The sequence below is a fragment of the Streptomyces sp. NPDC015242 genome, assembly GCF_043079125.1.
Lineage (GTDB): Bacteria > Actinomycetota > Actinomycetes > Streptomycetales > Streptomycetaceae > Streptomyces.
The window spans coordinates 28,097-51,757 of sequence record NZ_JBIBUF010000014.1 but is presented as its reverse complement, the minus strand read 5'-3'; the positions used below and the strand labels follow the sequence as shown (position 1 = coordinate 51,757).

Annotated in this window: 19 protein-coding genes; 10 read left to right on the top strand and 9 right to left on the bottom strand. The window is 75.1% G+C overall.

Translation table 11 applies throughout. The annotated features are described in order from the left end of the window. Positions 1–6 precede the first annotated feature (6 nt). On the bottom strand, positions 7–774 hold the full coding sequence (locus tag ACF07N_RS34990; RefSeq protein ID WP_392120781.1) for a glycerophosphodiester phosphodiesterase: 768 nt from the start codon (positions 772–774) through the stop codon (positions 7–9). After that, positions 771–1,460, bottom strand: coding sequence for a YitT family protein (locus ACF07N_RS34985; RefSeq protein ID WP_392120779.1), 690 nt, complete (start codon positions 1,458–1,460; stop codon positions 771–773). The genes ACF07N_RS34990 and ACF07N_RS34985 overlap by 4 nt, the downstream gene beginning before the upstream one ends. 64 nt (positions 1,461–1,524) lie before the next feature. Between ACF07N_RS34985 and ACF07N_RS34980 the strand changes: the two genes are divergently transcribed. Then, the gene (locus tag ACF07N_RS34980) at positions 1,525–3,030 is read left to right on the top strand and encodes a PLP-dependent aminotransferase family protein (protein WP_383348720.1); all 1,506 of its coding nucleotides are present in this window, start codon (positions 1,525–1,527) and stop codon (positions 3,028–3,030) included. Positions 3,031–3,111: 81 nt separating this feature from the next. Here the strand turns inward: ACF07N_RS34980 and ACF07N_RS34975 are convergent, their stop codons facing one another. Further along, the gene (locus tag ACF07N_RS34975; protein WP_392120777.1) at positions 3,112–4,932 is read right to left on the bottom strand and encodes a hypothetical protein; all 1,821 of its coding nucleotides are present in this window, start codon (positions 4,930–4,932) and stop codon (positions 3,112–3,114) included. Between the two features lie 52 nt (positions 4,933–4,984). Next, complete coding sequence (locus tag ACF07N_RS34970) at positions 4,985–5,179, bottom strand: hypothetical protein (protein ID WP_030843336.1); 195 nt, start codon at positions 5,177–5,179, stop codon at positions 4,985–4,987. A gap of 297 nt (positions 5,180–5,476) precedes the next feature. Here ACF07N_RS34970 and ACF07N_RS34965 point away from each other — a divergent pair, with 297 nt between their 5' ends. The 5 genes from ACF07N_RS34965 to ACF07N_RS34945 all read left to right on the top strand — a co-directional run bounded on the left by ACF07N_RS34965 (position 5,477) and on the right by ACF07N_RS34945 (position 10,955). Further along, positions 5,477–5,869 carry an ankyrin repeat domain-containing protein gene (locus ACF07N_RS34965; protein ID WP_383334876.1) on the top strand — a complete coding sequence of 131 codons (393 nt, stop codon included), beginning with the start codon at positions 5,477–5,479 and terminating at the stop codon, positions 5,867–5,869. 300 nt (positions 5,870–6,169) lie between these two features. Then, entirely contained in the window at positions 6,170–7,588 is a 1,419-nt protein-coding gene (locus ACF07N_RS34960; RefSeq protein WP_392120775.1) for a HEAT repeat domain-containing protein, read from the top strand. 186 nt (positions 7,589–7,774) lie between these two features. After that, positions 7,775–8,902, top strand: a complete 1,128-nt coding sequence (locus ACF07N_RS34955; protein ID WP_392120773.1) for a glycosyltransferase family 4 protein — start codon at positions 7,775–7,777, stop codon at positions 8,900–8,902. Beyond that, the gene (locus tag ACF07N_RS34950; protein ID WP_392120771.1) at positions 8,899–10,074 is read left to right on the top strand and encodes a glycosyltransferase; all 1,176 of its coding nucleotides are present in this window, start codon (positions 8,899–8,901) and stop codon (positions 10,072–10,074) included. Before ACF07N_RS34955 ends, ACF07N_RS34950 begins: the two co-directional genes overlap by 4 nt. After that, a complete protein-coding gene (locus ACF07N_RS34945; RefSeq protein WP_392120769.1) occupies positions 10,071–10,955 on the top strand; it encodes an SGNH/GDSL hydrolase family protein in 885 nt (294 codons plus the stop codon). The genes ACF07N_RS34950 and ACF07N_RS34945 overlap by 4 nt, the downstream gene beginning before the upstream one ends. 81 nt (positions 10,956–11,036) lie before the next feature. Here ACF07N_RS34945 and ACF07N_RS34940 read toward each other — a convergent pair whose 3' ends face one another. Genes ACF07N_RS34940 through ACF07N_RS34920 form a run of 5 tightly spaced genes read right to left on the bottom strand, consistent with a single transcriptional unit; the run spans position 11,037 to position 15,418 of the window. Then, positions 11,037–11,906 (bottom strand): biotin-dependent carboxyltransferase family protein, encoded by an 870-nt coding sequence (locus tag ACF07N_RS34940; protein WP_392120767.1) that lies wholly within the window; start codon positions 11,904–11,906, stop codon positions 11,037–11,039. Further along, positions 11,903–12,520 carry an allophanate hydrolase subunit 1 gene (locus tag ACF07N_RS34935; protein WP_392120766.1) on the bottom strand — a complete coding sequence of 206 codons (618 nt, stop codon included), beginning with the start codon at positions 12,518–12,520 and terminating at the stop codon, positions 11,903–11,905. Before ACF07N_RS34935 ends, ACF07N_RS34940 begins: the two co-directional genes overlap by 4 nt. Then, entirely contained in the window at positions 12,517–13,275 is a 759-nt protein-coding gene (locus tag ACF07N_RS34930; RefSeq protein WP_392120764.1) for a LamB/YcsF family protein, read from the bottom strand. The genes ACF07N_RS34935 and ACF07N_RS34930 overlap by 4 nt, the downstream gene beginning before the upstream one ends. A gap of 17 nt (positions 13,276–13,292) precedes the next feature. Continuing rightward, positions 13,293–14,120, bottom strand: coding sequence for a putative hydro-lyase (locus ACF07N_RS34925; RefSeq protein ID WP_383334860.1), 828 nt, complete (start codon positions 14,118–14,120; stop codon positions 13,293–13,295). Then, positions 14,117–15,418, bottom strand: coding sequence for an MFS transporter (locus ACF07N_RS34920; RefSeq protein ID WP_392120762.1), 1,302 nt, complete (start codon positions 15,416–15,418; stop codon positions 14,117–14,119). The genes ACF07N_RS34925 and ACF07N_RS34920 overlap by 4 nt, the downstream gene beginning before the upstream one ends. Positions 15,419–15,591: 173 nt before the next feature. Between ACF07N_RS34920 and ACF07N_RS34915 the strand changes: the two genes are divergently transcribed. The 4 genes from ACF07N_RS34915 (at position 15,592) to ACF07N_RS34900 (ending at position 23,661) form a co-directional block, all read left to right on the top strand. Continuing rightward, a complete protein-coding gene (locus tag ACF07N_RS34915) occupies positions 15,592–16,287 on the top strand; it encodes a GntR family transcriptional regulator (protein ID WP_383334856.1) in 696 nt (231 codons plus the stop codon). Between the two features lie 163 nt (positions 16,288–16,450). Continuing rightward, positions 16,451–17,977, top strand: a complete 1,527-nt coding sequence (locus ACF07N_RS34910) for a hypothetical protein (RefSeq protein ID WP_383334854.1) — start codon at positions 16,451–16,453, stop codon at positions 17,975–17,977. A gap of 109 nt (positions 17,978–18,086) precedes the next feature. Continuing rightward, positions 18,087–18,968 (top strand): hypothetical protein, encoded by an 882-nt coding sequence (locus ACF07N_RS34905; protein ID WP_383334853.1) that lies wholly within the window; start codon positions 18,087–18,089, stop codon positions 18,966–18,968. A 37-nt stretch (positions 18,969–19,005) separates the two neighbouring features. Continuing rightward, complete coding sequence (locus ACF07N_RS34900; RefSeq protein ID WP_392120759.1) at positions 19,006–23,661, top strand: hypothetical protein; 4,656 nt, start codon at positions 19,006–19,008, stop codon at positions 23,659–23,661.

Below are 23,661 nucleotides of genomic sequence, written 5' to 3'. Positions count from 1 at the left end.
GGGGTCTCAGACCCAGACGCCGCGGTCCTCCATGACCGTGCGCAACGTGTCGATGTGATCGGTCATGATGCCATCCACGCCGAGGTCGAGAAGCCGGTGCATGCCCTCGGGATCGTTGACCGTCCAGACGTGCACCTGCATCCCGCGCGCGTGGGCCGCGCGGACGAAGCGGTGGTCGACGATCCGGATGCCGGACTGCGTCCGCGGCACCTGCGCGGCGACCGCCGAGCCGCGCACCGCCGCCGGCAGTCCCCACGAGCGCAGCCGCAGACCGAGCACGCCCCGGGTGCCGAACGACGTGGCCAGCCGGGGTCCGGCCAGGCGCTGGGCGCGCACCACCCGCGCCTCGGAGAACGAGCCGAGACAGATCCGGTCCCAGGAGCCGGTCCGGCCGACCAGGCCGAGGAAGGGGAGCAGGGCGGCCTCCGCCTTGACGTCCACGTTCCAGCGCACGTCCGGGAAGGTCTCCAGCAACTCCTCGAAGAGCGGTACGGGTTCCCGCCCCGCGACGCGCGCCTGCCGCACCTCCTGCCAGGGCAGGTCGGCGATCCGGCCCGCGCCGTCGGTCACCCGGTCCAGGGTCGTGTCGTGGAAGGCGACGAGTCTGCCGTCCCGGGTGGTGTGCACATCCGTCTCGATGTACCGGTATCCGGCCTCCACGGCGACGCGGAACTGCCGCACCGTGTTCTCCAGGCCGTCCGCGGCCCCGCCCCGGTGGGCGAACGCGATCGGGCCGGGATGGTCGAGATAGGGGTGGCGTATCCGCGGGGTCACGGTCGCAGTATCGCTCCTTCCGGTTGACCGGTGGCAACGACCGTGCTGCCGGGGGATGCCGCGGGAACGGCGAACACGCGCAGGAACAGCTGGGCGAGCGGGCCGATGGACAGCGCGTAGAGCAGGGTGCCGATCCCGACGGTGCCGCCCAGCGCGAAGCCCGTCGCCACGACGGTGAGCTCGATGCCCGTGCGGACCAGGCGGAGGGAGACGCCCGTGAGCTGGTGCAGTCCGGTCATCAGGCCGTCGCGCGGGCCCGGGCCGAACCGGGCGGCGATGTAGAGGCCGGTCGCCGCGCCGTTCAGGACGATCCCGGCCGTCATCAGGGTCACGCGCAGGGCCCAGCCGTGGGCGCCGGGGACGAGGGCCAGCGTCGCGTCCATGGCCATGCCGATCACCAGCACGTTGGAGACCGTGCCGAGGCCCGGCCGCTGGCGGAGCGGGATCCACGCGAGCAGGACGGCGGCGCCCACGATCGTCAGGACGACACCGATGGACAGTCCCGTCCGTTCGGCGAGCCCCTGGTGCAGGACGTTCCAGGGCTCCAGGCCGAGCCCCGACCGGACGAGCAGCGCGGAACTCGCGCCGTAGAGCGCGAGTCCCGCGTACAGCTGGACGAGCCGCCGGGCGAGACGTCCCCGCGTGGCCATGATGTGCCCCCGTGTGGTGTTGGTGGACTGATGCATGACACCCTGTGGCGTGGATGGAGCTGCCATCCAGGGCCAATCCGGGGAAGGTGGACTGATTCCGATGGCGCAGTGGACCTCGGCCGTGGGGGCGGCACAGCTCGCCCGGCTGCTCAGCTCCCAGCAGGACCGCCCGGCGGGGCCCGGCACCCGCCGCCCGCCCGCCTATCGCGCGCTCGCCGACGGCATCCGCCTGCTGGTGCTCGAAGGGCGGGTTCCGGTGGCCGCCCGGCTGCCCGCCGAGCGGGAACTCGCCCTGTCCCTCTCCGTCAGCCGTACCACCGTCGCCGCCGCCTACGAGGCGTTGCGCGGCGAGGGGTTCCTGGAGTCGCGCCGGGGCGCCGGCAGCTGGACCGCCGTGCCCGCGGGGAACCCGCTGCCCGCGCGCGGGCTGGAGCCGCTGCCGCCGGAGGCCCTCGGCTCGATGATCGACCTGGGCTGCGCCGCGCTGCCCGCCCCCGAGCCCTGGCTCACCCGGGCCGTGCAGGGCGCGCTGGAGGAACTGCCGCCGTACGCGCACACGCACGGCGACTATCCCGCCGGGCTGCCGGCCCTGCGCGCGATGATCGCCGAGCGCTACACCGCGCGCGGCATCCCCACCATGCCCGAGCAGATCATGGTGACGACCGGGGCGATGGGCGCCATCGACGCGATCTGCCACCTCTTCGGCGGCCGGGGCGAACGCATCGCCGTCGAGTCGCCCTCCTACGCGAACATCCTGCAGCTGATGCGGGAGGCCGGGGCCCGGCTGGTGCCCGTCGCGATGGCCGAGGGGCTCACCGGCTGGGACATGGACCGCTGGCGCCAGGTCCTGCGGGACGCCGCGCCTCGCATCGCCTACGTCGTCGCCGACTTCCACAACCCGACGGGCGCGCTCGCCGACGAGGACCAGCGGCGGCGGCTGGTGGACGCGGCGCGGTCGGCGGGGACGGTGCTGATCGCCGACGAGACGATGAGCGAGCTGTGGCTCGACCCGGAGGTGCGGATGCCGCGGCCGGTGTGCGCCTTCGACCCGGCCGGTTCGACGGTGATCACCGTGGGGTCGGCGAGCAAGGCGTTCTGGGCCGGCATGCGCATCGGCTGGGTCCGGGCCGCTCCGGACGTGATCCGCAGCCTGGTGGCGGCGCGGGCCTACGCCGATCTGGGCACGCCGGTGCTGGAGCAGCTGGCCGTCAACTGGCTGTTCGGCACGGGGGGCTGGGAGCAGGCCGTGGAGGTGCGGCGGGAGCAGGCCCGGGCGAACCGGGACGAGCTGGTGGCGGCCGTGCGCCGGGAGCTGCCCGGGTGGGAGTTCGAGGTGCCGCAGGGCGGGCTGACCCTGTGGGTGCGCACCGGGGGGCTGTCCGGGTCGCGGCTCGCGGAGGCGGGGGAGCGCGTGGGTGTGCGGGTGCCGTCCGGGCCACGGTTCGGGGTGGACGGGGCGTTCGAGGGGTATGTGCGTCTGCCGTTCACCGTGGGCGGGGCGGTGGCCGAGGAGGCGGCGGTACGGCTGGCCGCGGCGGCCGGCCTGGTGGAGTCCGGCACGGGCGGGGTGGGGGGCGCGGAGGCGCCGCGTACGTTCGTGGCGTAGGAGTCCGGGAGCGCGGGGCTTCGGGGCGCAGGGGGCGGAACGAGGGGGCGGAACGCCCCCTGCGCCCGGCATCCGGCGGGGCTAGCCCCGCTTCGTCTCCGCCGGTTTGGTGAGGACCGGGACGGGGTCCGGCAGGGGTTCCTTGGTGAGGACCGGGACGGGGTCCGGCAGGGGTTCCTTGGTGAGGGTCGGGACGGGGTCCGGCAGGGGTTCCTTGGTCAGGACCGGGACCGGGTCCGGCAAGGGCTCCTCGGTGAGGTCCGGGGCCGGCTCGGGCTGGGGTTCCGGCGGCCGGGGTGCCGCCGCCGCGGGTTGCGGTTCCGGCTCCGTCGGTACCGGCTCCGGCTCGCCCGGGGTGCCGTCCGGCTCCGGGACCGTCTCCCCGTCCGCCGGGGTGGTGCGGGGCGGCAGGAGGGCGAGGACCGCCTCCCGGTGTGCCTCGGGCGCCGCGTCGTCGAAGGGGTTCGGCGTGGCCGGGACCTGGAGGCGGTGCACCGGGCCGGTGCCCAGACGGGCGTAACCGCGGCCGGGCGGGATCTGGTCGATCGGCGTGGTGTGCGGGGGCACGCCCAGGACCGCCTCCAGCTGGTCCGCCGTCGCGGGGCCGAGGACCACTCGCGCGCGGGTGTGCCGGCGCACCGGCTCGCTGAGGGCCTCCCAGCTGTCCAGCTGGTCGGCCACGACCACCGTCACGTTCGCCGGACGGCCGTGCCGCAGGGGCACCTGGAGGAGGGACTGCGGGTCCTTGCGGTCGTCCGCCGCCGCCAGATGCGTGAAGGCGGTCGGCCGGTCCAGGAGGATCCACAGCGGCCGCTTGGTGTCGTCCGGCGGGGGGTGGCCCGCCTGGTGGGCGCGGTTGGCCGCGATGAGACGGCGTTCCGTCTCCGTGGCGGCCCATTCCAGGCTCGCCGTCGCCCCGCTGAGACCGCACTCGACGGCCAGTACGCCGTCCCGGCCGGTCAGGCAGGCGTACTCGCCGGTGCCACCGCCGTCGACGATCACCACGTCACCGTGCCGGAGCGCCTGCAGGGCGAGGGAACGCAGCAAGGTCGAGATGCCGCTGCCCGGCTGGCCGAGGGCGAGCAGGTGAGGCTCGGTGGAGCGCAGGCCCGTGCGCCAGACGACCGGGGGGACGTCCCGCTGCTGTTCGCCGAACCCCAGGGGGAGGGTGCGGCGGACCTGGGTCGGGTCGGTGAAGCCCAGGACCGTCTCGCCGGGCGCGGTGACGAAGTGCTGGGCGGTGATGTCGACGGGGAGGGGCAGCAGCACGCCGAGCGTCAACTGGTTGCCCTCCTCGTCCCACGTGAAGTGGTATTCGCGGCCCCGGCCGGACTTGGCCGCGAGGAGGTGCTCGATCCGCGCGCGGGCCTCCGCCTCACCGTCGGTGAAGTACGCCGGGTAGCGCACCACGAGGTGGGAGATCCGGCCGCCGCCGTCGAACGCGTAGGTGGGGAACGCCTTGTCCCACGCGCCGCCGTGCGCGTACAGCGGCTCGGGGTCCTCGGCGGTGGAGAAGTACGGGACGAGCGCCTCGTACAGCGACTTCAGGCGCTGCGTCTGCGACTCGTCGGGCCCGTCGGGAGCCGCCGGGGCGCGGTCCCGGCCCTGCCAGGCCGCGGCCGCCATCAGGGTGATGGCGGCCAGCAGCGGTCCGTACGGCACCAGGGCCACGACCAGGATGACGGAGGTCACCAGGAACAGCAGCGCCCCCCGTCTCTCCTTGGGGGTCTCGGTCCATCTGCGCCGCCCGGCCGCTGCCAGCCGGCGCAGACCCCGCGCGATCGTGATCAGCGGGTGGAGGACGTCCGTGGCGCTGTCGGCGGCCGTCCGGGCCAGCTCCCGGCTCCGGGCGAGCTGCGCGCTGCCGTTGCTCAGAATGCGGGGAAGGGGACGCCGGGCCACTGCTGCCTCCAGTCGGTGCGTACGGGCGGGGTGCGTACGGGGAGCGGGGCCGTCAGAACTTGATGCCGCCGAGGAGGCTCGCCAGGCTCTCGCCGCCCGCCTTGATGCTCGGGGCGATGGCCGTGCTCGCCAGGTAGAAGCCGAAGAGCATCGCCACCACCGCGTGGGAGGCCTTCAGGCCGTCCTTGCGGAAGAAGATGAAGACGACGATGCCGAGCAGGACCACGCCTGAGATGGACAGGATCATTTGAGTTCTCCTGGTTCGCGGGGACAGTCACCATGAGTACTTCCAGGCTCACAGGATGTATCCATACGATAAAAGGTGCAACTGGGTGAAATTCCGACGATTTCCCCCGGCTGGCGGAGTGGTCCGTGGTCCCCGAGAGGGGGCCTGTTGCGCTCGGGCACGTCTGTGGTGATCTTTACCTCGGGCACATCGGGTCATGTGCCGCGCGAGCCAGTACCCTGGCGATTCACTCGTACGGCCGCGCCCCGCGCGGCCCTGCACCACCTGGCGTGACGCGATGGAGAGGCGGTCCACCGGATGACCGAAGCCCCCGACCCCGAGGTCGTGGAGCTGGCGACCAAGATCTTCGATCTGGCCCGGCGGGGACAGACCGAGGCGCTCGTCGCGTACGTCGACGCGGGCGTCCCGGCCAACCTCACCAACGACCGCGGCGACTCGCTCGTGATGCTCGCCGCCTACCACGGCCACTCCGACGCGGTGCGCGCGCTGCTCGCCCGCGGCGCCGAGGCGGACCGGATCAACGACCGCGGCCAGACCCCGCTCGCGGGGGCCGTCTTCAAGGGCGAGACGGACGTGATCAAGGCCCTCCTCGAGGGCGGCGCCGACCCCCGGGCCGGCACGCCGTCGGCCGTCGACACGGCCCGCATGTTCGGCCGGACAGAACTGCTCGAACTGTTCGGCGAGCACTAGGCCGACCGGTCCGACCTGCAAGGACACCAGGAACGGGGGAGGCGGAACGGGGCCGCCGAAATTTCGGTCGCGGCAGACGGAAGTGCCGGGTCATCATGACGACGTGGTTCACGGACGTGATGGTTGGGCAGGTGTTGCCGCACCGCGCGGGCCGTGACGCGGTCCGCAAGGGCCACCGACGAGAGGCAGAGGAAGATGGTCTACAGCAAGCAGGAAACGGCGGGCACTCCGACGTGTTGTCACGCGGCCAGGTAGTACACGTCCCCGGTTGCGTCGACGCTTGATGTGAGGCTGTTTCCCATGTTCGATCCGGTCATAGCGCCCAGCGGTACGCTGCTCGGCCTGCTCCAGCGGGGCCGCGGCGACGGCACACTGCACGCGCTCACCGCCCCGCGCCCCGAGGCGCTCGCGGCGCTCAACCACTGCGTGCTGCGCGATCCCCGCCACGACTGGCAGGTCGAGAACCGCTCCCTCTACTACGCCCGCCTCTACCTCGACCTCGACGGGGAGCTGGACGAGATCGAGGCCCACCTCTTCGACGCCGAGGACGTCCTCGACGCCGACGAGTCGCGCACCGGACTGGCCCTCGCCGTCCTCGGGCACCTCGCCTCCTACGGCAGGCGCGACGCGCTCGAACTGCTGCGCAGGTACGCGGCCCACGGCACCAACTGGGCCTGGGCCCTCGACGAACTGGCCCTGCGGGACGACGACGCGGGTCTGCGCGCGCTGGCCGCGCCCGTCCTCGCGCGGTTCCCGGCCGATCCGGAGGGCGAGGCCGAGCTGGCCGCCGCCGTCCGCGACGCCTTCGAGCCCCGGCCGTGGCGGCTGTGGGCCGACGACCCCCGCGCATCCGTCGCCACGCGCGTGCGTGCCGCCCACGAAGCCGGCTGCTTCGACCGCTGGCAGCGGCAGATGCGCCCCTCCGGGCCCCGCCCCGGATGGAGCGTGCAGGCCGTCTTCGACTGGGCCCAGCAAGGCCTCGAACGCGGCGCCGCGCTCCACGTCCCGGCCGCCCGCTGTCTCAGTGCCGTGGCCGGACCCGAGGACCGCGCCGAGATCGTCGAGGCGGCCAGGGAGGGCGGAGACGGTGCCCGGTGCACCGCCCTGCGCTACCTCGCCGACGGCAACGATCCCGACGCCCTCGACCTGATCGAGGGCGCCGTGGCCACCGGCTCGGCGGTCGTCGTGGACGCCGCCGTCGACGCCTTCGAACGGATGCGCTCCGTCGCCGCCGTCGACCGGGCGCGCGGCTGGGCCCGACGGCCCGACGCGCTCGGCGCCGCCGCCGGACGCGTCCTCGCCTGCCGGGGCGGAGCCCAGGACCGCGACCTGGTCCTCGCGGCCCTCCGGGAGGCCGTACGGGGCGAAGGCCCCGACGCACCGACCCTGTGGACCCTCGTCGACGGCACTGGACGGCTCGGCATCGCCTGCGCCGCCCCCGTCCTGCGCCACGTCTACCGCGAGACCGCCTCCTCCCACCTGCGCGGCCGGACCGCACGCGCTCTCGCCGCCACCGACCCCTCCTTCGCCACCGGCTTCGCCGTCGAATGCCTCTGGGACTGCGAGGAGACCACCCGCGAACTCGCCGCCCGGCACGCCGAGACCGGAGACGCCCGCGTCGTGGAACGCCTGCGCCGGCTCGCCGCCGACCCCGCCGAGGAGGCCGAGGTCCAGACGGCCGTACGCAGCCGGATCGGCCCGGGGGAAACCACCGTGTGACCCCCTCCGCGAGGGATTGCCAAGGCCGCATCAGGCCAGGGAGATGAACGTCGGGTGACCCGCGGGTCAGGAGGGCGTGGATACGGCCTGACCTGCGCGGGTGCGCCTCGGAACGCTCATGGGACGTTCCTCGGCCGGAAAGATCGACGTTGACGCGGCCACGTCCGGCACGGCGACAACACCGGTATGCGTGTCGTCATCGTGACCGAATCCTTTCCCCCCGACGTGAACGGCGTGGCCCACTGCGCGCTCCAGACCGCCCGGCACCTCGTCGAGCGCGGTCACGCCCCCGTCGTCGTCGCCCCGGCCCCCGCGCCGGGCAACAAGCCCGACGCGTCCGCGCCGTGCCCCGTCGTCCACGTCCCCTCCCTCCCGCTCCCCGGCTACCCCCAGGTCCGCGTGGCCCTCCCCAGCCGCCGCCTGGCCGCCACCCTCGTCGAGCACCGTGCCGACGTCGTCCACCTGGCCAGCCCCTTCGTCCTCGGGGTGCGCGGCATGGCCGCCGCCGCCCGGCTCGGCATCCCCGCCGTCGCCGTCTACCAGACCGACCTGGCCGGATACGCCCGCACCTACATGGGCGCGGGCGAGGCCGCCGCATGGCGGCGCATCCGCTCCGTCCACGGCGCCGCCGACCTGACCCTCGCGCCGTCGAGCGCCGCCCTGAACGACCTGGAGACCCACGGCGTGCCCCGGGTCAGGCTGTGGCCGCGCGGTGTCGACACCGAACGGTTCCGGCCCGGCCGCCGCGACGAGGCCCTGCGCCGGGAGCTCGCGCCGAACGGCGAGCTGATCGTCGGCTACGTCGGCCGGCTCGCCCCCGAGAAGCAGGTAGAGCTCCTCGCCGGCGCCTGTGGTCTGGACGGCGTCCGCGTCGTGATCGTCGGCGACGGCCCCAGCCGGCCCTCGCTGGAGCAGGCGCTGCCCGGCGCCGTCTTCCTCGGCCGCCGCACCGGCGACGACCTCGCCCGGGTCTTCGCCTCGCTGGACCTGTTCGTGCACACCGGCCCGTTCGAGACGTTCTGCCAGACCGTCCAGGAGGCGATGGCCAGCGGCCTGCCCGTGGTGGCACCCGCCGCGGGCGGACCGCTCGACCTGGTCGCGCACGGGCACACCGGGCTGCTCGTGCCGCCGCGCGACGAAACCGCCGTGCGGGACGCGGTCCGGGCCCTGGCCGCCGAGCCCGCGCTGCGCGCCGCCTTCGGCACCGCCGCGCGCGCCACCGTCGAGGGCCGCACCTGGGCGGCCGTCGGCGACCAGCTGATCGGGCACTACGCGCACGTGCTCGCCGGGCGGCGGACGGCGGTGGCGGCATGAACGCCCACAGCGCCGGCCGCGGACTGCGGATCGTCCGGCTCGCCAACTTCGTGGCCCCCGCCTCCGGCGGACTGCGCACCGCCCTGCGCGAACTCGGCAGGGGCTACCGGCAGGCCGGCCACGAACCCGTCCTGGTGGTCCCCGGCGAGCGGGCGAGCGACCGCGAGACCGAGCAGGGCCGGGTGATCACCCTTCCCGGCCCGCTGCTGCCCGGCACCGGCGGCTACCGCGTCCTCACCGACAGGCGGCGGGTGGCCCGGCTGCTGGAGGACCTCGCGCCTGACCGGCTGGAGGTGTCCGACCGCACGACCCTGCGGTGGACCGGCAAGTGGGCACGACGCGCCCGCGTCCCGGCCGTGATGGTCTCCCACGAGACCGCCGACGGCGTCCTGCGCACCTGGGGCCTGCCCGAGCCGGCCGCCCGGCGTGCCGCCGACGCCCTCAACGTCCGGACGGCCCACACGTACGCGCGCGTGGTGTGCACCACCGAGTTCGCCGAGCGCGAGTTCGTGCGGATCGGGGCGCGCAACGTCGTCCGGGCCCCGCTCGGCGTCGACCTGGTGCGGCGGCACCCGGACCTGCGCGACGCGGCGCTGCGGGCGCGGCACGCCCGCGAGGACGAGACGCTGCTGGTGATGTGCTCGCGGCTCTCCGTGGAGAAGCGGCCCGGCACGGCGCTGGACGCCCTGGAGGCACTGCGGCGGCGCGGCCGCCGGGCGGTGCTGGTGGTGGCCGGGGACGGCCCGCTGCGGACGCGGCTCGAACAGCGGGTGCGCGCGAGTGGCCTGCCCGTCACCTTCCTCGGGCACGTCTCCGACCGCGCCCTGCTCGGCGCGCTCCAGGCGTCCGCCGACGTGGCCCTGGCACCCGGGCCCGCCGAGACCTTCGGCCTCGCGGCGCTGGAGGCCATGGCCTGCGGCACACCCGTGGTCGCGAGTTCCTCGTCCGCGCTGCCGGAGGTGATCGGCTCCGCCGGGGCCGTCGCCGCGGACCACGGGGAGGCCTTCGCGGACGCCGTGGACCTGCTCCTCGAAGGCCTGGAGGCGGACCGCCGCGAGGCGGCACGCGCGCGTGCGGAGTGCTTCGGGTGGGACGCGGCGGTCGACGCGTTCCTCGCCGCCCATGACGCGGCCGTACCCGTGCGGCCGTTCCTGCCGGAGGGAGTGGCATGAGATCCGCCCGGCACGACGGTGCCGCGCGCCGCGAGGGGCCGCTGACGTTCGTGGCCCTCGGGGACTCGCTCACCGAGGGCGTGGGGGACCCGGTGGACGACGGGTGGCGTGGCTGGGCCGCGCTGCTCGCCGCCGGGCTGGGCGAGGAAACCGTCCGGTTCACCAACCTCGCCGTGAGCGGCGCGCAGACCGGGGACGTGCTGGAACGGCAGCTGCCCGCCGCCCTGAAGCTGCGGCCCGGCCTCGTGTCCGTCGTCGTCGGCGTCAACGACACCCTGCGCTGCACCTTCGACATCCGGGCCGTGGCGGCCCGGCTGGACCAGGTGTACGCGGCCTGCGCCGGGCAGGGCGCGGTCCTCCTCACGGCCTGCCTGCCCGACCCGGGGACCATGCTCGGGCTGCCGGGGGCGCTGGCGCGTCCGCTGGCCCGGCGGCAACGGGCCGTGAACACGGTGGTCCACGCCCTGTCCGAGCGGTACGGGGCGCTGCACCTGCACGCCTGTGAGGGCGACTGGGTCACCGACCGGGCCATGTGGAGCGCGGACCGGCTGCATCCGGGGGAGCGGGGGCACCGGCAGCTGGCCCTGCGCTTCCACGCGCTGCTCGCCGGGCACGGGCTCGCCACCGGGCCGGCGCCGTCCCCGGAACCGGACTCACCCGGCCCGACGGCGTCGGCGAGCCTGTGGTGGCTGGCCACCGCCGGCACCGGCTGGGTGGCCCGCCGGTGCACCGACCTGCTGCCCCAGCTGCTGACCCTGGCCGCCGACGAACTCCGCCACCGCGCGCGGGGCACCAGCGCCCGGCTCGACCTGCGGGCCTCGGCGGCCGTGTCCGCGGCCCTGGCCGCACTGTCCCTGGGGGAGCAGACGGAGGTGGCCTGACGGGGACCGTGTCCCGCGGGGCGCGGGCAGCTGCGCGAACGGCCGTCCCCGTCGTGCGGACGGCGTCCGACCGGGACCTGCCTAGCGGCGGCGTACCGCCACGAACCGCACGGGGGTGCCGGGCACGGCCTGGGCGGCGGCCGGGAGATCGGCGGGGCGGACGACAGCGATCACCGGGTAGCCCCCGGTCGTCGGATGGTCGGCCAGGAACACCACCGGACGGCCGTCCGGCGGGACCTGCACGGCGCCCAGCACCATGCCCTCGCTGGGCAGTTCCCCGGGCCGGCCCCGCTCCAGGGCGGGCCCGTCCATGCGCAGGCCGATGCGGTTGCTCGCCGGGGAGACGCGGTAGGCGCGGGAGACGAAGGCCCCTAGCGCCTCCGGTGTGAACCAGTCCGCGCGCGGGCCGAGCGTCACCCGCAGGACCAGCTCGGCCGGCGGGGCCGGCTGCGGGGCGACGTCCACGCGCGCGTGGACCCCGGAGGGCCGGCCCAGCGGCAGCACCGTGCCGTCCGTGAGGGGCGCCGGGCCGAGCCCCGACAGCAGGTCGGTCGAGCGGCTGCCGAGTACCGGCTCGACGGCGACGCCCCCCGAGACGCCCACGTAGGCGCGCACACCCGACAGGGCCGGGCCGATGTCCAGCAGCGCGCCGCCCGGCACCCGCACCGGCGCGCCCCAGGCGGCGGGCCGCCCGTCCACCGTGACCCGGCAGGGGGCGCCCGCCACCGCCACCGTGACGGCCGAGCGGGGCCGGACGGCACAGCCGTCGAGGGTGGTCTCCAGTACCGCCGCTCCGGGACCGTTGCCGGTCAGCCGGTTGACGAGCTGCGCGGCGGGTCCGTCCAGTGCCCCGGAGCGGGGCACCCCGAGGTGGGCGTGCCCGGGCCGGCCCCGGTCCTGCACGGTGGTCAGGGCCCCGGCGCGTACGACGGCGAGCGCGCGGTCCGTCATGACCCCGCCTCGGGGACGAACCGCACGCGCGCCCCCGGCGACAGCAGCGCGGCCGGCACGCGCGCGTGGTCCCACAGCACGGCGTCCGTCGTGCCGATCAGCTGCCAGCCGCCCGGCGACGAGCGCGGGTAGACGCCCGTGTACGGGCCCGCCAGCGCCACCGACCCGGCCGGGACGGCCGTGCGCGGGGTGGCGCGGCGCGGGACGTCGTAGCGGGGCGGCAGGCCGGTGAGGTAGCCGAAGCCGGGTGCGAAGCCGCAGAAGGCGACCCGGAACTCGGTGCCCGCGTGGATGCGGGCGACCTCCGGCTCGGGCACGCCCCAGTGCGCGGCGACGTCGGCCAGGTCCGGGCCGTCGTAGCGCACGGGCAGTTCGATGACGTCACCTGCGGGCGGGGGAGTGGGCGGGAGGTCGGCGGCGGTCAGTTCGGCGGCCACCCGGCCCGGCGCGTCGAGGCCGTCGAGCAGGACCGTGCGGGCCGCCGGGACGATCTCGCGCGCGTGCAGCGAGCCCTCCGCGCGGCGCCGCAGCAGCTCGGCGTGCAGGGCCTGCGCCTCGTCGCCCGAGGAGACCTCGACGAGCAGGGCGTCCTCGCCGACGGGCAGCACCTTCATGCGAACGCCTCCACCCGGACCCCGGAGGACTCCAGCCGCTCCCGGACGCGCCGGGCCAGCTCCACCGCGCCCGGCGTGTCACCGTGCAGGCACAGGGACCGCGCGCGCACCTCGATGCGCGCCCCCGACTCGGACACCACCTCGCCGGAGGCGGCCAGACCGAGGGACCGTTCGACGACGGCGTCCGGGTCGGTGACGACCGCGCCCTCCCGGGAGCGGGGCACGAGGGTGCCCGCGTCGGTGTAGGCGCGGTCCGCGAACGCCTCCGTGACGACCGGCAGCCCCGCCTTCCCGGCCAGCTCCAGCAGGCGTGAGCCGGGCAGGCCGAGGACGGGCAGCGCCGCGTCCGCGAGGAGCACGCCCTCGACGACCGCGGCGGCCTGCTCCTCGTCACGCACGACCCGGTTGTAGAGCGCCCCGTGCGGTTTGACGTAGGCCACGCGGGAGCCGGCCGCGCGGGCGAACACCTCCAGGGCGCCGATCTGGTAGGCGATCTCGGCCGCCAGCTCGGCGGGCGGCACGTCCATGGCCCGCCGCCCGAACCCGGCCAGGTCCCGGTAGGACACCTGGGCGCCGATGCGCACCCCGCGCTCGGCCGCCAGCGCGCACACCCGGCGCATGGTGACCGCGTCCCCGGCGTGGAAACCGCACGCCACGTTGGCGCTGGTGACGACGGACAGCAGCCGTTCGTCGTCGGTGAGCCGCCAGCGGCCGAAGCCCTCGCCGAGGTCGGCGTTCAGGTCGATGCAGGCCATGAGTCCAGTGTCTCCTGTCAGGCCACGCGGTACTGCTCGTCGCGGGCGTCGGTGAGGAACATCTGCCCGGGGGCGTGGGTGAGGGCGAACGGCGGGCGGGAGGCCATGACGGCCGCCTGCGGGGTCACCCCGCACGCCCAGAACACCGGGATGTCGTCCGGCTCGGCCTCCACCGGGTCGCCGAAGTCGGGGCGGCCGAGGTCCTCGATGCCCAGCGCCGAGGGATCGCCGCAGTGCACCGGGCTGCCGTGCACCGCCGGCAGCAGACTGCTCTCCCGGATCGCCGCCGCCAGGTGCCGGGGCGGCACCGGCCGCATCGACACCACCAGGGGTCCGTGCAGCCGCCCCGCCGGACGGCACTGCCGGCTCGTCACGTACATCGGGACGTTGCGGCCCTGTTCGACGTGGCGGATGGGCACGCCCGCCTCGCTGAGCGCCCACTCGAAGGTGAAGCTGCACCCGATGAGGAACGACACCAGGTCGTCCCGCCAGTACCCGCGGACGTCGGCCGGCTCGTCGACCAGCTCGCCGTCCCGCCAGACCCGGTAGCGCGGCAGGTCCGTGCGCAGATCGGCGCCCTCGGCGAGCACGGTCGTCCAGGACCCGGCGTCCGTGACGTCGAGGACGGGGCAGGGCTTGGGGTTGCGCTGGCAGAACAGCAGCATGTCGTAGGCCCAGTCGGCGGGCACCGAGATCAGGTTGACCTGGGTGTGGCCGCCCGCGACCCCGGCCGTCGGGCCGGTGAGGCCGTCGCGGAAGCGCGCCCGGGCCGTTTCCGGGCTCCACGCGCGCGCGTGCCCGTCGAGAAGGACCACGGGGCGGTCCTCGGTGCTCGTGCGGTTCACGTGAGCTCCTTCCCGCGCGTCTCGGGCAGCCCGAGCAGCGCCAGCGCCGCGATGCCGTAGCCGATCGCGCCGAAGACCAGCGCGCCGCCCACGCCCCAGCTGTCCGCCAGGAATCCGACCGTCGTCGGGAACACGGCACCCACCGCGCGCCCGGTGTTGTACGTGAAGCCCTGTCCCGTGCCGCGCACGGCGGTCGGGTACAGCTCGGCCAGGTACGAGCCGAAACCGCTGAAGATCGCCGACATGCAGAACCCGAGCGGGAAACCGAGCACCAGCAGCAGGGTGTTGGCGCCGCTCGGGATGTTCGCGTACGCCAGGATGCAGAGAGCCGACAGCAGCGCGAAGAGCCAGATGTTGCGCCGCCGGCCCAGCTTGTCGGTGAGGTAACCGCCCGTCAGGTACCCGATGAAGGCGCCCGAGATGAGGAAGGTCAGATAGCCGCCGGTGCCCACGACCGACAGGTCGCGCTCGGACTTCAGGTAGGTCGGCACCCAGGTGGCCAGCGTGTAGTAGCCGCCCTGGACGCCGGTCGACAGCAGTCCGGCGAAGAGCGTCACGCGCAGCAGGCCGGGCTGGAAGATGGCCCGGAACGAGCCCTTCTCCGCGCTCTGTTCGCGTGCCGCGGTCGCCGCGGGCGCGTCGTGCACACTGCGCCGCAGCCAGATGACGAGCAGCGCGGGCAGCGCCCCGGTCCAGAACATGATGCGCCAGGCCAGGTCGTCGTCGACCAGCGAGAAGACGACGGTGTACACGATCGCGGCGAGGCCCCAGCCCACCGCCCAGGAGCTCTGGATCGCGCCGAGCGTGCGGCCCCGGTGCTTGGCGCTCGCGTACTCGGCGACCAGGATGGCGCCGACCGCCCACTCGCCGCCGAAGCCGAGGCCCTGCAGGGCCCGGAAGACCAGCAGCGTCTCGTAGTTGGGCGCGAAGCCGCAGGCGACGGTGAAGACCGCGTACGTGATCACCGTGATCATCAGGGCCTTGACCCGGCCGATGCGGTCCGCGAGGACGCCGGCGAGGGCGCCGCCGACCGCGGAGACCACCAGGGTGACCGTGGTGAACAAGCCCGTCTGGCCGCTGTTCAGGCCGAAGTAGGCCGACAGCGCCACCATGCTGAGCGGCAGTGTGAAGTAGTCGTACGAGTCCAGCGCGTAGCCGCCGAAGGCGCCGGTGAACGCGCGGCGGCCGCGCGGGCCCAGGGCCCGCAGCCAGCCGAACGCCCCGTCGTCGGAGGCGGGTCCAGCGGGCGCGGAGCGCGTGTCGTCGGTCAGGGCCTGCGGTGGAGGGGTCGTGCTCATGGGCACCTCGCAGAGGGAGGACGGAGGGTGCTGGGTGTGAGCCGTGCCGTGCGGAAGCGGTCGGCGCCGCGGTGCGGGGGAGGTGACGCCGTGCGTAGCACCGTAGAGGATTGTTCAACGATCCCTCAATACCCATGTTGGTTCGTTCTTGGGATCTGCGATTGAATCCCGGCATGGCAGAGCAGCTGAAGGACCTCGCCGACGACCGGGCCCTCCTGGGGCGCACCAGCACCGCGGAACGGGTCTCGGACATCCTCAGGAGCCGTATCGCCGAGGGGTACTTCCCGCCCGGGACGCGGCTGTCGGAGGACAGCATCGGCGGCGCGCTCGGTGTGTCCCGCAACACGCTGCGCGAGGCGTTCCGGCTGCTCACGCACGAACGCCTGCTCGTCCACGAGCTGAACCGCGGCGTCTTCGTCCGGGTCCTGGCGGTGGAGGACGTCGAGGACATCTACCGCACCCGGCGCCTGGTCGAGTGTGCCGTGGTCCGAAGCCTGGGGGAGCCGCCCTACGGGCTGGACGGACTCGCCGCCGCGGTGGAGGAAGGGCGGCGGGCGGCCCGCGAAGGTGACTGGAAGGGAGTGGGTACGGCCAACATCCACTTCCACCGGGAACTGGTCGCGCTCGCCGCGAGCGAGCGCACGGACGAACTCATGCGCAGCGTCTTCGCCGAACTGCGCCTGGCCTTCCACGTGGTGGACGAGCCGCAGCCGCTGCACGAACCCTACATCGCCCGGAATGTCGCCATTCTGGAGGCCCTTCAGGCCGGGGACCGGGCCCGGGCCGAGAGCCTGCTCGCCGGTTATCTCGACGACTCGCTGGAACGGGTCGTCGAGGTGTACCGCCGCCGGGTCGGCGAGGACGGCTGACGGCTGAGGCCGGGGCGGTCGAGGGCCGCGGGCGGCGGGGGCCGGGCGACAGGTGGGGGCCGGGCGACAGGTGGGGGCCGGGCGACAAGCCGGGGCCGGGCGGCGGCGGAGGCGTACCGCGTCGTTTGGGATGATGTCAGACCCAGGACCTAGTCTGTGCACCGTGACTTCGCCTGCAACGACGGACAGCGTTCCGCCCCAGCTCAGCGCGGGGCCGCGCCCCGCGCCGGGGCCGGCCGCCGACGAGGGCCTGGCGCGCCGCCTGCGCGCGCTCGCCTGCACGGCGCCGCTGCACGACCTCGACGCGCGCAAGGCCAACCTGGCCGGTGAGTACTCGGTCTACGGCATGGCGGAGGTCGCCCTCGCGGCCATCGACCTGGTCACCCTGAACATGGACTTCGACACGGGCGCGGACCACGACCAGATCGTCGCCCGTCTCATCCCGCGCATCGCCGCCCAGGCCCCGCAGCGCCCCGCCGCCGAGCACGAGCGGGTGGCCCGCTGGGTGCTGGAGAACCTGATCAACGTCGGCAGCGTCGACCGCGGCTTCCGCGCGGTGTACGGCACGTTCGGCGCGGACGGCACGTACGTGCGCCGTGACTACGACTTCAAGCTGATCGAGGAGGTCCCCGGTCCGGGCGGCGCGGTGTACCTGCGCACGACGGACGAAGCGGTCAACGTCCTCGTCGGCGCCCTCGACACGGACGTCACCAGCGCCCAGATCGCCGCCGAGGTCAAGCTGGAGGTGCTGATCAGCCGCGGCCGCCTCGCCGACGCCCAGCTCGCGGCGGAGCAGGCCCGCTACCGGACCGTGCAGTACGCGGAAACCCTGCGCAAGGCCCTGGACGCCACCCGGCGCAACGTGCGCGCGGTCGACTGGCTCAACGCCGTCCCCGACATGATCGCCGAGGCCCTGGAGCACGTGGCCGACCGCTACCGCCACGAGAACGCGATCCTCACGAACATCCGCAAGGCACGCGACGAGTCCGAGGAGCCGGAGCACAAGCGCCGCGCCGCCGAGCTGGTCGACATCGTCAAGGACTGCATCCGGCGGCACACCCAGTTGCAGTCCCGGCTGCTGGAGGCCGGGCCCCTGTTCCGCGCCGAGCAGGACCGGCAGGCCTTCGCGACCCCGATGACCACCTCGGGGACGGACCTCTACGGGCACCTCCTGTCGCCCCTGCTGCCCCTGCCGCTGGAGCAGGCCGTGCGGGTCACGGACGCCTTCTTCGGCCGGGGCACCGGGCTGCGCACGCCCGTGTCCGTCCGGATCACCGACCTCGTCGACATACTGCTCACGCCGCCCGTCGAACGGGAGCACCTAGGCGCCGAGATGCCCGAGCCGGACCTCATCGCCACACCGGACGACAGCCGGTTCAGCGAGGAGCAGATGGCGGCGGCGCAGGAGCTGCTCGACCTGCCGGCGGACGCGCCGCGGCGGTTGTCGGGCCTGCTGGCCGAGGCCCGCCGGCAGGATCCCGAGCTGCCGTACCTGGTCGCGTTGCTGGCGGTGCACGCCGCGAGTCCGCCGGTCGGCACGGCCTACCGGCAGGGGGAGCAGAAGCTGCTGTTCGCCGTCGACGACGGGACCGAGCTCGACGACCCCGAGTTCGGCGGGGCCGATCTGATCGTCGGCACCGCGCTGCTGGACGCGGCGGGGATGGCGGCGGACAGGACGGAGGCCGCGTGATGCCTCCCCCGGTGGCCGGCCGCGGCGCCGTCGTGGCCGGTCGCGCAGTCCCCCGCGCCCCTGAGGGCGTGGGCCGCACTCTCGTCTACAAGGTCAAGGAGTTCACGTCGTGAGCGAGCACGTCGAGTGGGGCGACGCGGAGAGCCCGGCCCCGGCGGCCACCGCGGCCGTCACACCGGCCGACGCCGCCGACGCGGCGCGGCTCGTGTCGTTCGGGCTGCAGCCCAAGCTGCAGCCCGCCCGCGACCAGGAGTACGCGGACCTGCTGCGCCGCTACCGCGAGGACCCGCCGTTCGCGCGGCTCGCCGACGCCGTGGCCACCGGCCTCGGCCTGATCGTGCTGGAGGTGTCCCCGCGCGCGGGCATGGCCGTGACCGCCGCCGAGGACTCGGTGTTCGCCGTCCGCATGGGCGACTACGCGCGTCGCACCTCCGCCGACGGCGGCGACCGCTTCCTGCACGGACTGGCCCATCTCGCGGTCGCCGCCATGGCGTTCCCCCGGCCCGAGGACCTCGCCGACGACGGCTACATCGGCCGCGTCACGGTCAACGGCGTCGACGCCTTCGTGCGCCAGGCCTGCCGCCGCCTGGAGGAACGCGCCGCCGAGCAGGGCGAGAACACCGACCCGGCCACCGACGCGCCCGGCCTGGAGGCCGCCTGGCGGATCTGGATGCGGCGCAGCGCCACCGGCGCCACCAAGGACGCCCGCCGGCTGGCCGGTTCCACCACCGGCATCGTCGCCAAGGCCGTCGCCTTCCTCACCGACTCCGGCTTCCTCCAGCGCACCGGCGACGACAACGGCGGCACGTACCGCACCACCGCCCGCTATCAGCTCCAGGTCCGCGACCTGGCCGGCAGCGCCGCCCTGGCCGAGCTGCTGGAGCTGGGCGTCGTCCCGGTGACCGACGGCACCCCGACGCTGCTGCCCCCCGAGGAGAGCGACGACCTGGACCTGGTCGCCGACGCCGGGCTGCCGTTCCACTCCTCCTGAACTCCTCCCACCTGACGAAGACCTACGAGAGTCCGCCATGTACGAGCTGTCCCGCGTCCGCCTCTACTCCATCGGGCCCGCCGGTGCGCGCTACGCCGACACCGTGCTCGACCTGCGGGGCGTGGGCGACATCGTGCCCGACCCCGCCCCCACCCAGGCGGAGTTCTTCGAGGAGGAGCCCGTCGGACCGCCGCGCCGCCCCGCGCCCGCGGGCGTGCTGTTCCTGGAGAACGGCGGCGGCAAGTCGGTGCTGCTCAAGCTGATCTTCTCCGTGATGCTGCCGGGCCACCGCAACACCCTGGGCGGCGCCAGCTCCGGCGTGCTGCGCAAGTTCCTCCTCGCCGACGACTGCGGACACGTCGCGCTGGAGTGGCAGCACGTGCTGACCGGCGAGTGCGTCGTCGTCGGCAAGGTCAGCGAGTGGCGCGGGCGGCAGGTCTCCAGCGACCCGCGCAAGTTCGCCGAGGCCTGGTACTCCTTCCGGCCCGGCCCCGGGCTGAGCCTGGACAACCTCCCCGTCGCCGAGTCCACCGCCGTACGTCCCCCGGTCGAAGGCCAGTCGGGGGCGCGCGGGCGGCGCCGCACGATGAAGGGCTTCCGCGACGCCCTCACCGAGGCGGGCCGGACGTACCCGCACCTGGAGGTGCACTGGGAGGAGATCCACGACCGCTGGATCGAGCACCTGGGCGACCTCGGCCTCGACCCCGAACTCTTCCGCTACCAGCGTGAGATGAACGCCGACGAGGGCGAGGCCGCCGGTCTCTTCGCGGTCAAGAAGGACGCCGACTTCACCGACCTGCTGCTGCGCGCCGTCACCGACACCCGCGACACCGACGGACTCGCCGACCTGGTCAGCGGCTTCGGCAACAAGCTGGGGCGGCGTGCCGAGCTGATGGCCGAACGCGACTTCACCGCCGGCTCCGTCGACCTGCTCGGCCGGATCGTCGAGGCCGCCGAGGCCCGCTCGCGGGCGCGGGACGTCCACACCGCGGCCGAGCGCCGCACCCGCACCCTGGCGCGCAGGCTCTCCGCGCGCGGGGTGCGGGAGCGGGCCCGGGCCGCCGATCTCGCCCAGCGGGTCACCGCCGCCGCCTACGCCGTCACGCACGCCGAGGCGGCCCGCGAGCGCAGCGCGCTGATCTCCGCCGAACTCGCCTACCGGCACGCGTCCCTGGCGCTCGCGGCCGCGGAGAAGTCCGCCGCCGCGCAGAAGCGCGAACTCGCCGACGCCCGCACGCTGTTCTCGGCCTGGCAGGCCGCCGAGGCGGTGCTGCGCCACCGCGCCGCCGCCGACCGCGTCGCCCGCGTGTCCGCCGCGATCCAGGAGGCGGAACGGGACGCCGCCCCAGCGCTGGCCGCCCGCGCGAAGGCGGCCGTCGACCTCGTCCGCGCCCTGCACGCCGCCGCGGAGAAGGCCGAGCAGCTCGCCAACGAGGAGGAGGAGCGCTCCGCCGCCCTCCAGGAGGTGAGCGACGCCGCCTACCGGGACTCCACCTCCGCCGCCACCCAGGCACAGCGGGCCCGCAGCGAGATCGGGCACCTCAAGCAGCGCCTCGCCGAGGTCGAGCAGGAGACCGCCGAGGCCGTGCGGGCCGGCTGGCTCGACGACAGCGCGCCGGACGCCGACCCGGCCCGCGCGGCGCTCGCCGCCAGCGACGCGGAGAAAACCGCCGTCGCGGCCTGGGACTCCGCCCGCGAGGCCTCCCGCCGTGCCACGGAGCACGCGCGCGAGGCCGCCGCCACCGAGACCCGGGCCGAACTGACCGCGGCCCGCGCGGCCGACGCGGCCACCGCGGCCGAGCGGGCCTACGAGTCCGAGCGCCGCACCGCCGAGGCACTGGCCGGCGAGGAGCGGCTGGCGGAACTGCTCGGCCTGGCCCCGGGAACGCGCCCGGGCATCCCGCAGCCCCGCCCCGCCGCGGACGGCCCCCAGCCGCAGCACGCCGCGGAGGGCGAGCCGTCCGCGGTGTCCCCCTCCGCCGAGCAAGCGCTCACCCCCGGGGAGCTCGACCGCTGCGCCGAGGACCTGCGCGCCCTCCTCGACGACGCCGTCTCCTCCGCCGAGCGCCAGCTGTTCGACCTGCGCACGGCCGCCGCCGACGACGCCCGCATCCTCGGCGCCCTCGGTGACGGCGGGCTGCTGCCCCCCGGCCCGGACGTGCTCGCCACGGTCGAGTTCCTCGGCGAGCACGGCATTCCCGCGCTGCCCGGCTGGCGCTACCTCGCCCAGGCCGTCGACCCGGCCGACCACGCCCGCGTGCTGGCCGCCCGCCCCGAGCTCGTCGACGGCGTGATCATCACCGACCCCGATTCCCACGCCCGTGCCCGGCAGGCACTGGGCGACGCGGCGCTGCTGCCCCGCTCCGCCGTGGCCGTCGGCACCGCCGCCGCCCTGCTCGCCCCGACCCCCGCCCCGGACACCGACGACGGCGACGTCTTCCTCGTGCCGCCGAACCCGGCCATGCACGACGAGCACGCCGCCGACGAGGAACGGCAGGCGCTGCGCGCCCGGGCGACCGAGCGGGACGAGGAGATCCGCAGGCTCGCCGCCCGGCTCGGCAAGGACAGGGAGCTGGCCGCCCGGCTGGCCTCCTGGCGCACCGGCTGTCCCGCCGGCCGGCTGACCGAACTGGCCCGGGCGGCCCACGACACTCGGGTGTTCGCCGAGGAGACCGAGGCCGAACTGGCCGAGGCGCGCACCGTCCGGGCCGAGGCCGACGAGGCCGCGGCCGAGGCCGCCCGGGTGCGGGACGAGCGGCAGGAGGCGGCCCAGAAGGCGCGCCGCTCCGCCGACGCCCTCGCCGGGCTCGCCTTCCGCCTGCGCGAACGGGCCGGCTGGCAGGCCAAGCTGCGCGAACTGGCCGACGAGGCGGCCGAGTCCGAGGCCGGCGCCCAGGCCTGTCTGGAGCGGGCCCGGGCCGCCGACGAGGACCGGCGTGCCGCCCAGCGCGCCGCCGACGACGCCCGCCGCACCGCCCGCGCCCTGCGCGCCGAGCGCTCCGAGATCGCCGGCGCCCCCGACGACGTGCCGTCGGACGACGCCGACGCCCCCAAGGCGTCCCTGCCCGCGCTGCGCGAGGCGTACCGGGCCGCGTCCCAGGTGTACGAGAAGGTCGGGGTGGGCGCCGACCTGCGCGCCGAGCAGGCCCGTGCGGAGAGCGACGAGAGCGCGGCCCGCGCCGAACTGGACCGGCTGAGCAACAAGGTCCGCACGCGCGCGGAGCAGCTCCTCGAATCCCCCGACGGCTCCGACGGCCCCAGCCGCCAGGCCGCCGCCGCCCGGGCCGAGGAACTGGTGCAGTTGCTGGAGACCCGGATGTCGACCGCGAGCGAGCAGCTCGGACGGCTGCGCGGCGAGGCCGAACGGCTCGCTCCCGAGGACGGCGAGGCCCACACCGACCTCCCCGAGGAGCTGCGGCCGCGCGACGCCGAACACGCGCAGACCCTGCTGCGCACCGCCACGGCCGAACTCGCCTCCCACACCGAGGCGCTGAACCGGGCCCGCGAGGCGCACGCCGAGCTCCTCGACGCCCACCGCGCCGCCGAGGACGCGGCGGGCGGCTTCGACGAGATCGCCGCGATGCTGCGCGACCTGCTGCGCGAGCACCCCACCGAGGAGGAGCAGGAGGAGACGGAGCCCTACCCCGGCAGCCCGGAAGAGGCCCGGCAGTCCGCCGCCGAGGCCCGCCGGTCGCTGCGCGGCTGCGCCGCCGACCTGTCCGCCGCCGAGGCCGCCGTCCGCGAGGCCAGCGACGTCCTCGTCCGGCACGCCAACTCCACGCGCTACGAGCAGGTCCGCACCCCGGCCCGGCAGCAGATCCGCGAACTGCCCGCCTCCGCGCTGCCCGAGCACGCCCAGAAGTGGGCGGACGCCTTCGCGCCCCGCCTGAGGGTCCTCACCGACGAACTGGCGCAGCTGGAACGCAACCGCGACTCGATCACGGACCGGCTGCGCGGTCTGGTCGAGTCGGCCCTGGCGACCCTGCGCTCCGCCCAGCGGCTCTCCCGGCTGCCCGAAGGACTCGGCGAGTGGTCCGGGCAGGAGTTCCTGCGCATCCGCTTCGAGGAGCCCGACCAGGCCACGCTCACCGAGCGGCTCGGCGAGGTCGTCGACGAGGCGACCCGCGCCGCCGTCAAGAAGAACTCCGACCTGCGGCGCGACGGTATGTCCCTGCTGCTGCGCGGCGTGGCCGCCGCCCTCCAGCCGAAGGGCGTCGCCGTGGAGATCCTCAAGCCCGACGCGGTACTGCGCGCCGAGCGTGTGCCCGTCGGGCAGATGGGTGACGTCTTCTCCGGCGGCCAGCTGCTCACCGCCGCCATCGCCCTGTACTGCACGATGGCCGCGCTGCGTTCGAACGACCGGGGCCGCGACAAGCACCGGCACGCGGGCACGCTGTTCCTCGACAACCCCATCGGCCGCGCCAACGCCACCTACCTGCTGGAACTGCAGCGGGCGGTGTCGGACGCCCTCGGTGTCCAGCTCCTGTACACCACGGGCCTGTTCGACACCACCGCGCTGGCCGAGTTCCCGCTGGTCATCCGCATGCGCAACGACGCGGACCTCCGGGCGGGCCTGAAGTACATCAGCGTCGAGGAGCACCTCCGCCCGGGTCTGCCGCAGCAGCCCCGCGCGGGGGAGGCGGTGCACAGCGAGATCACGGCGACGAGGATGTACAAGCGGCCCGTGTCATGA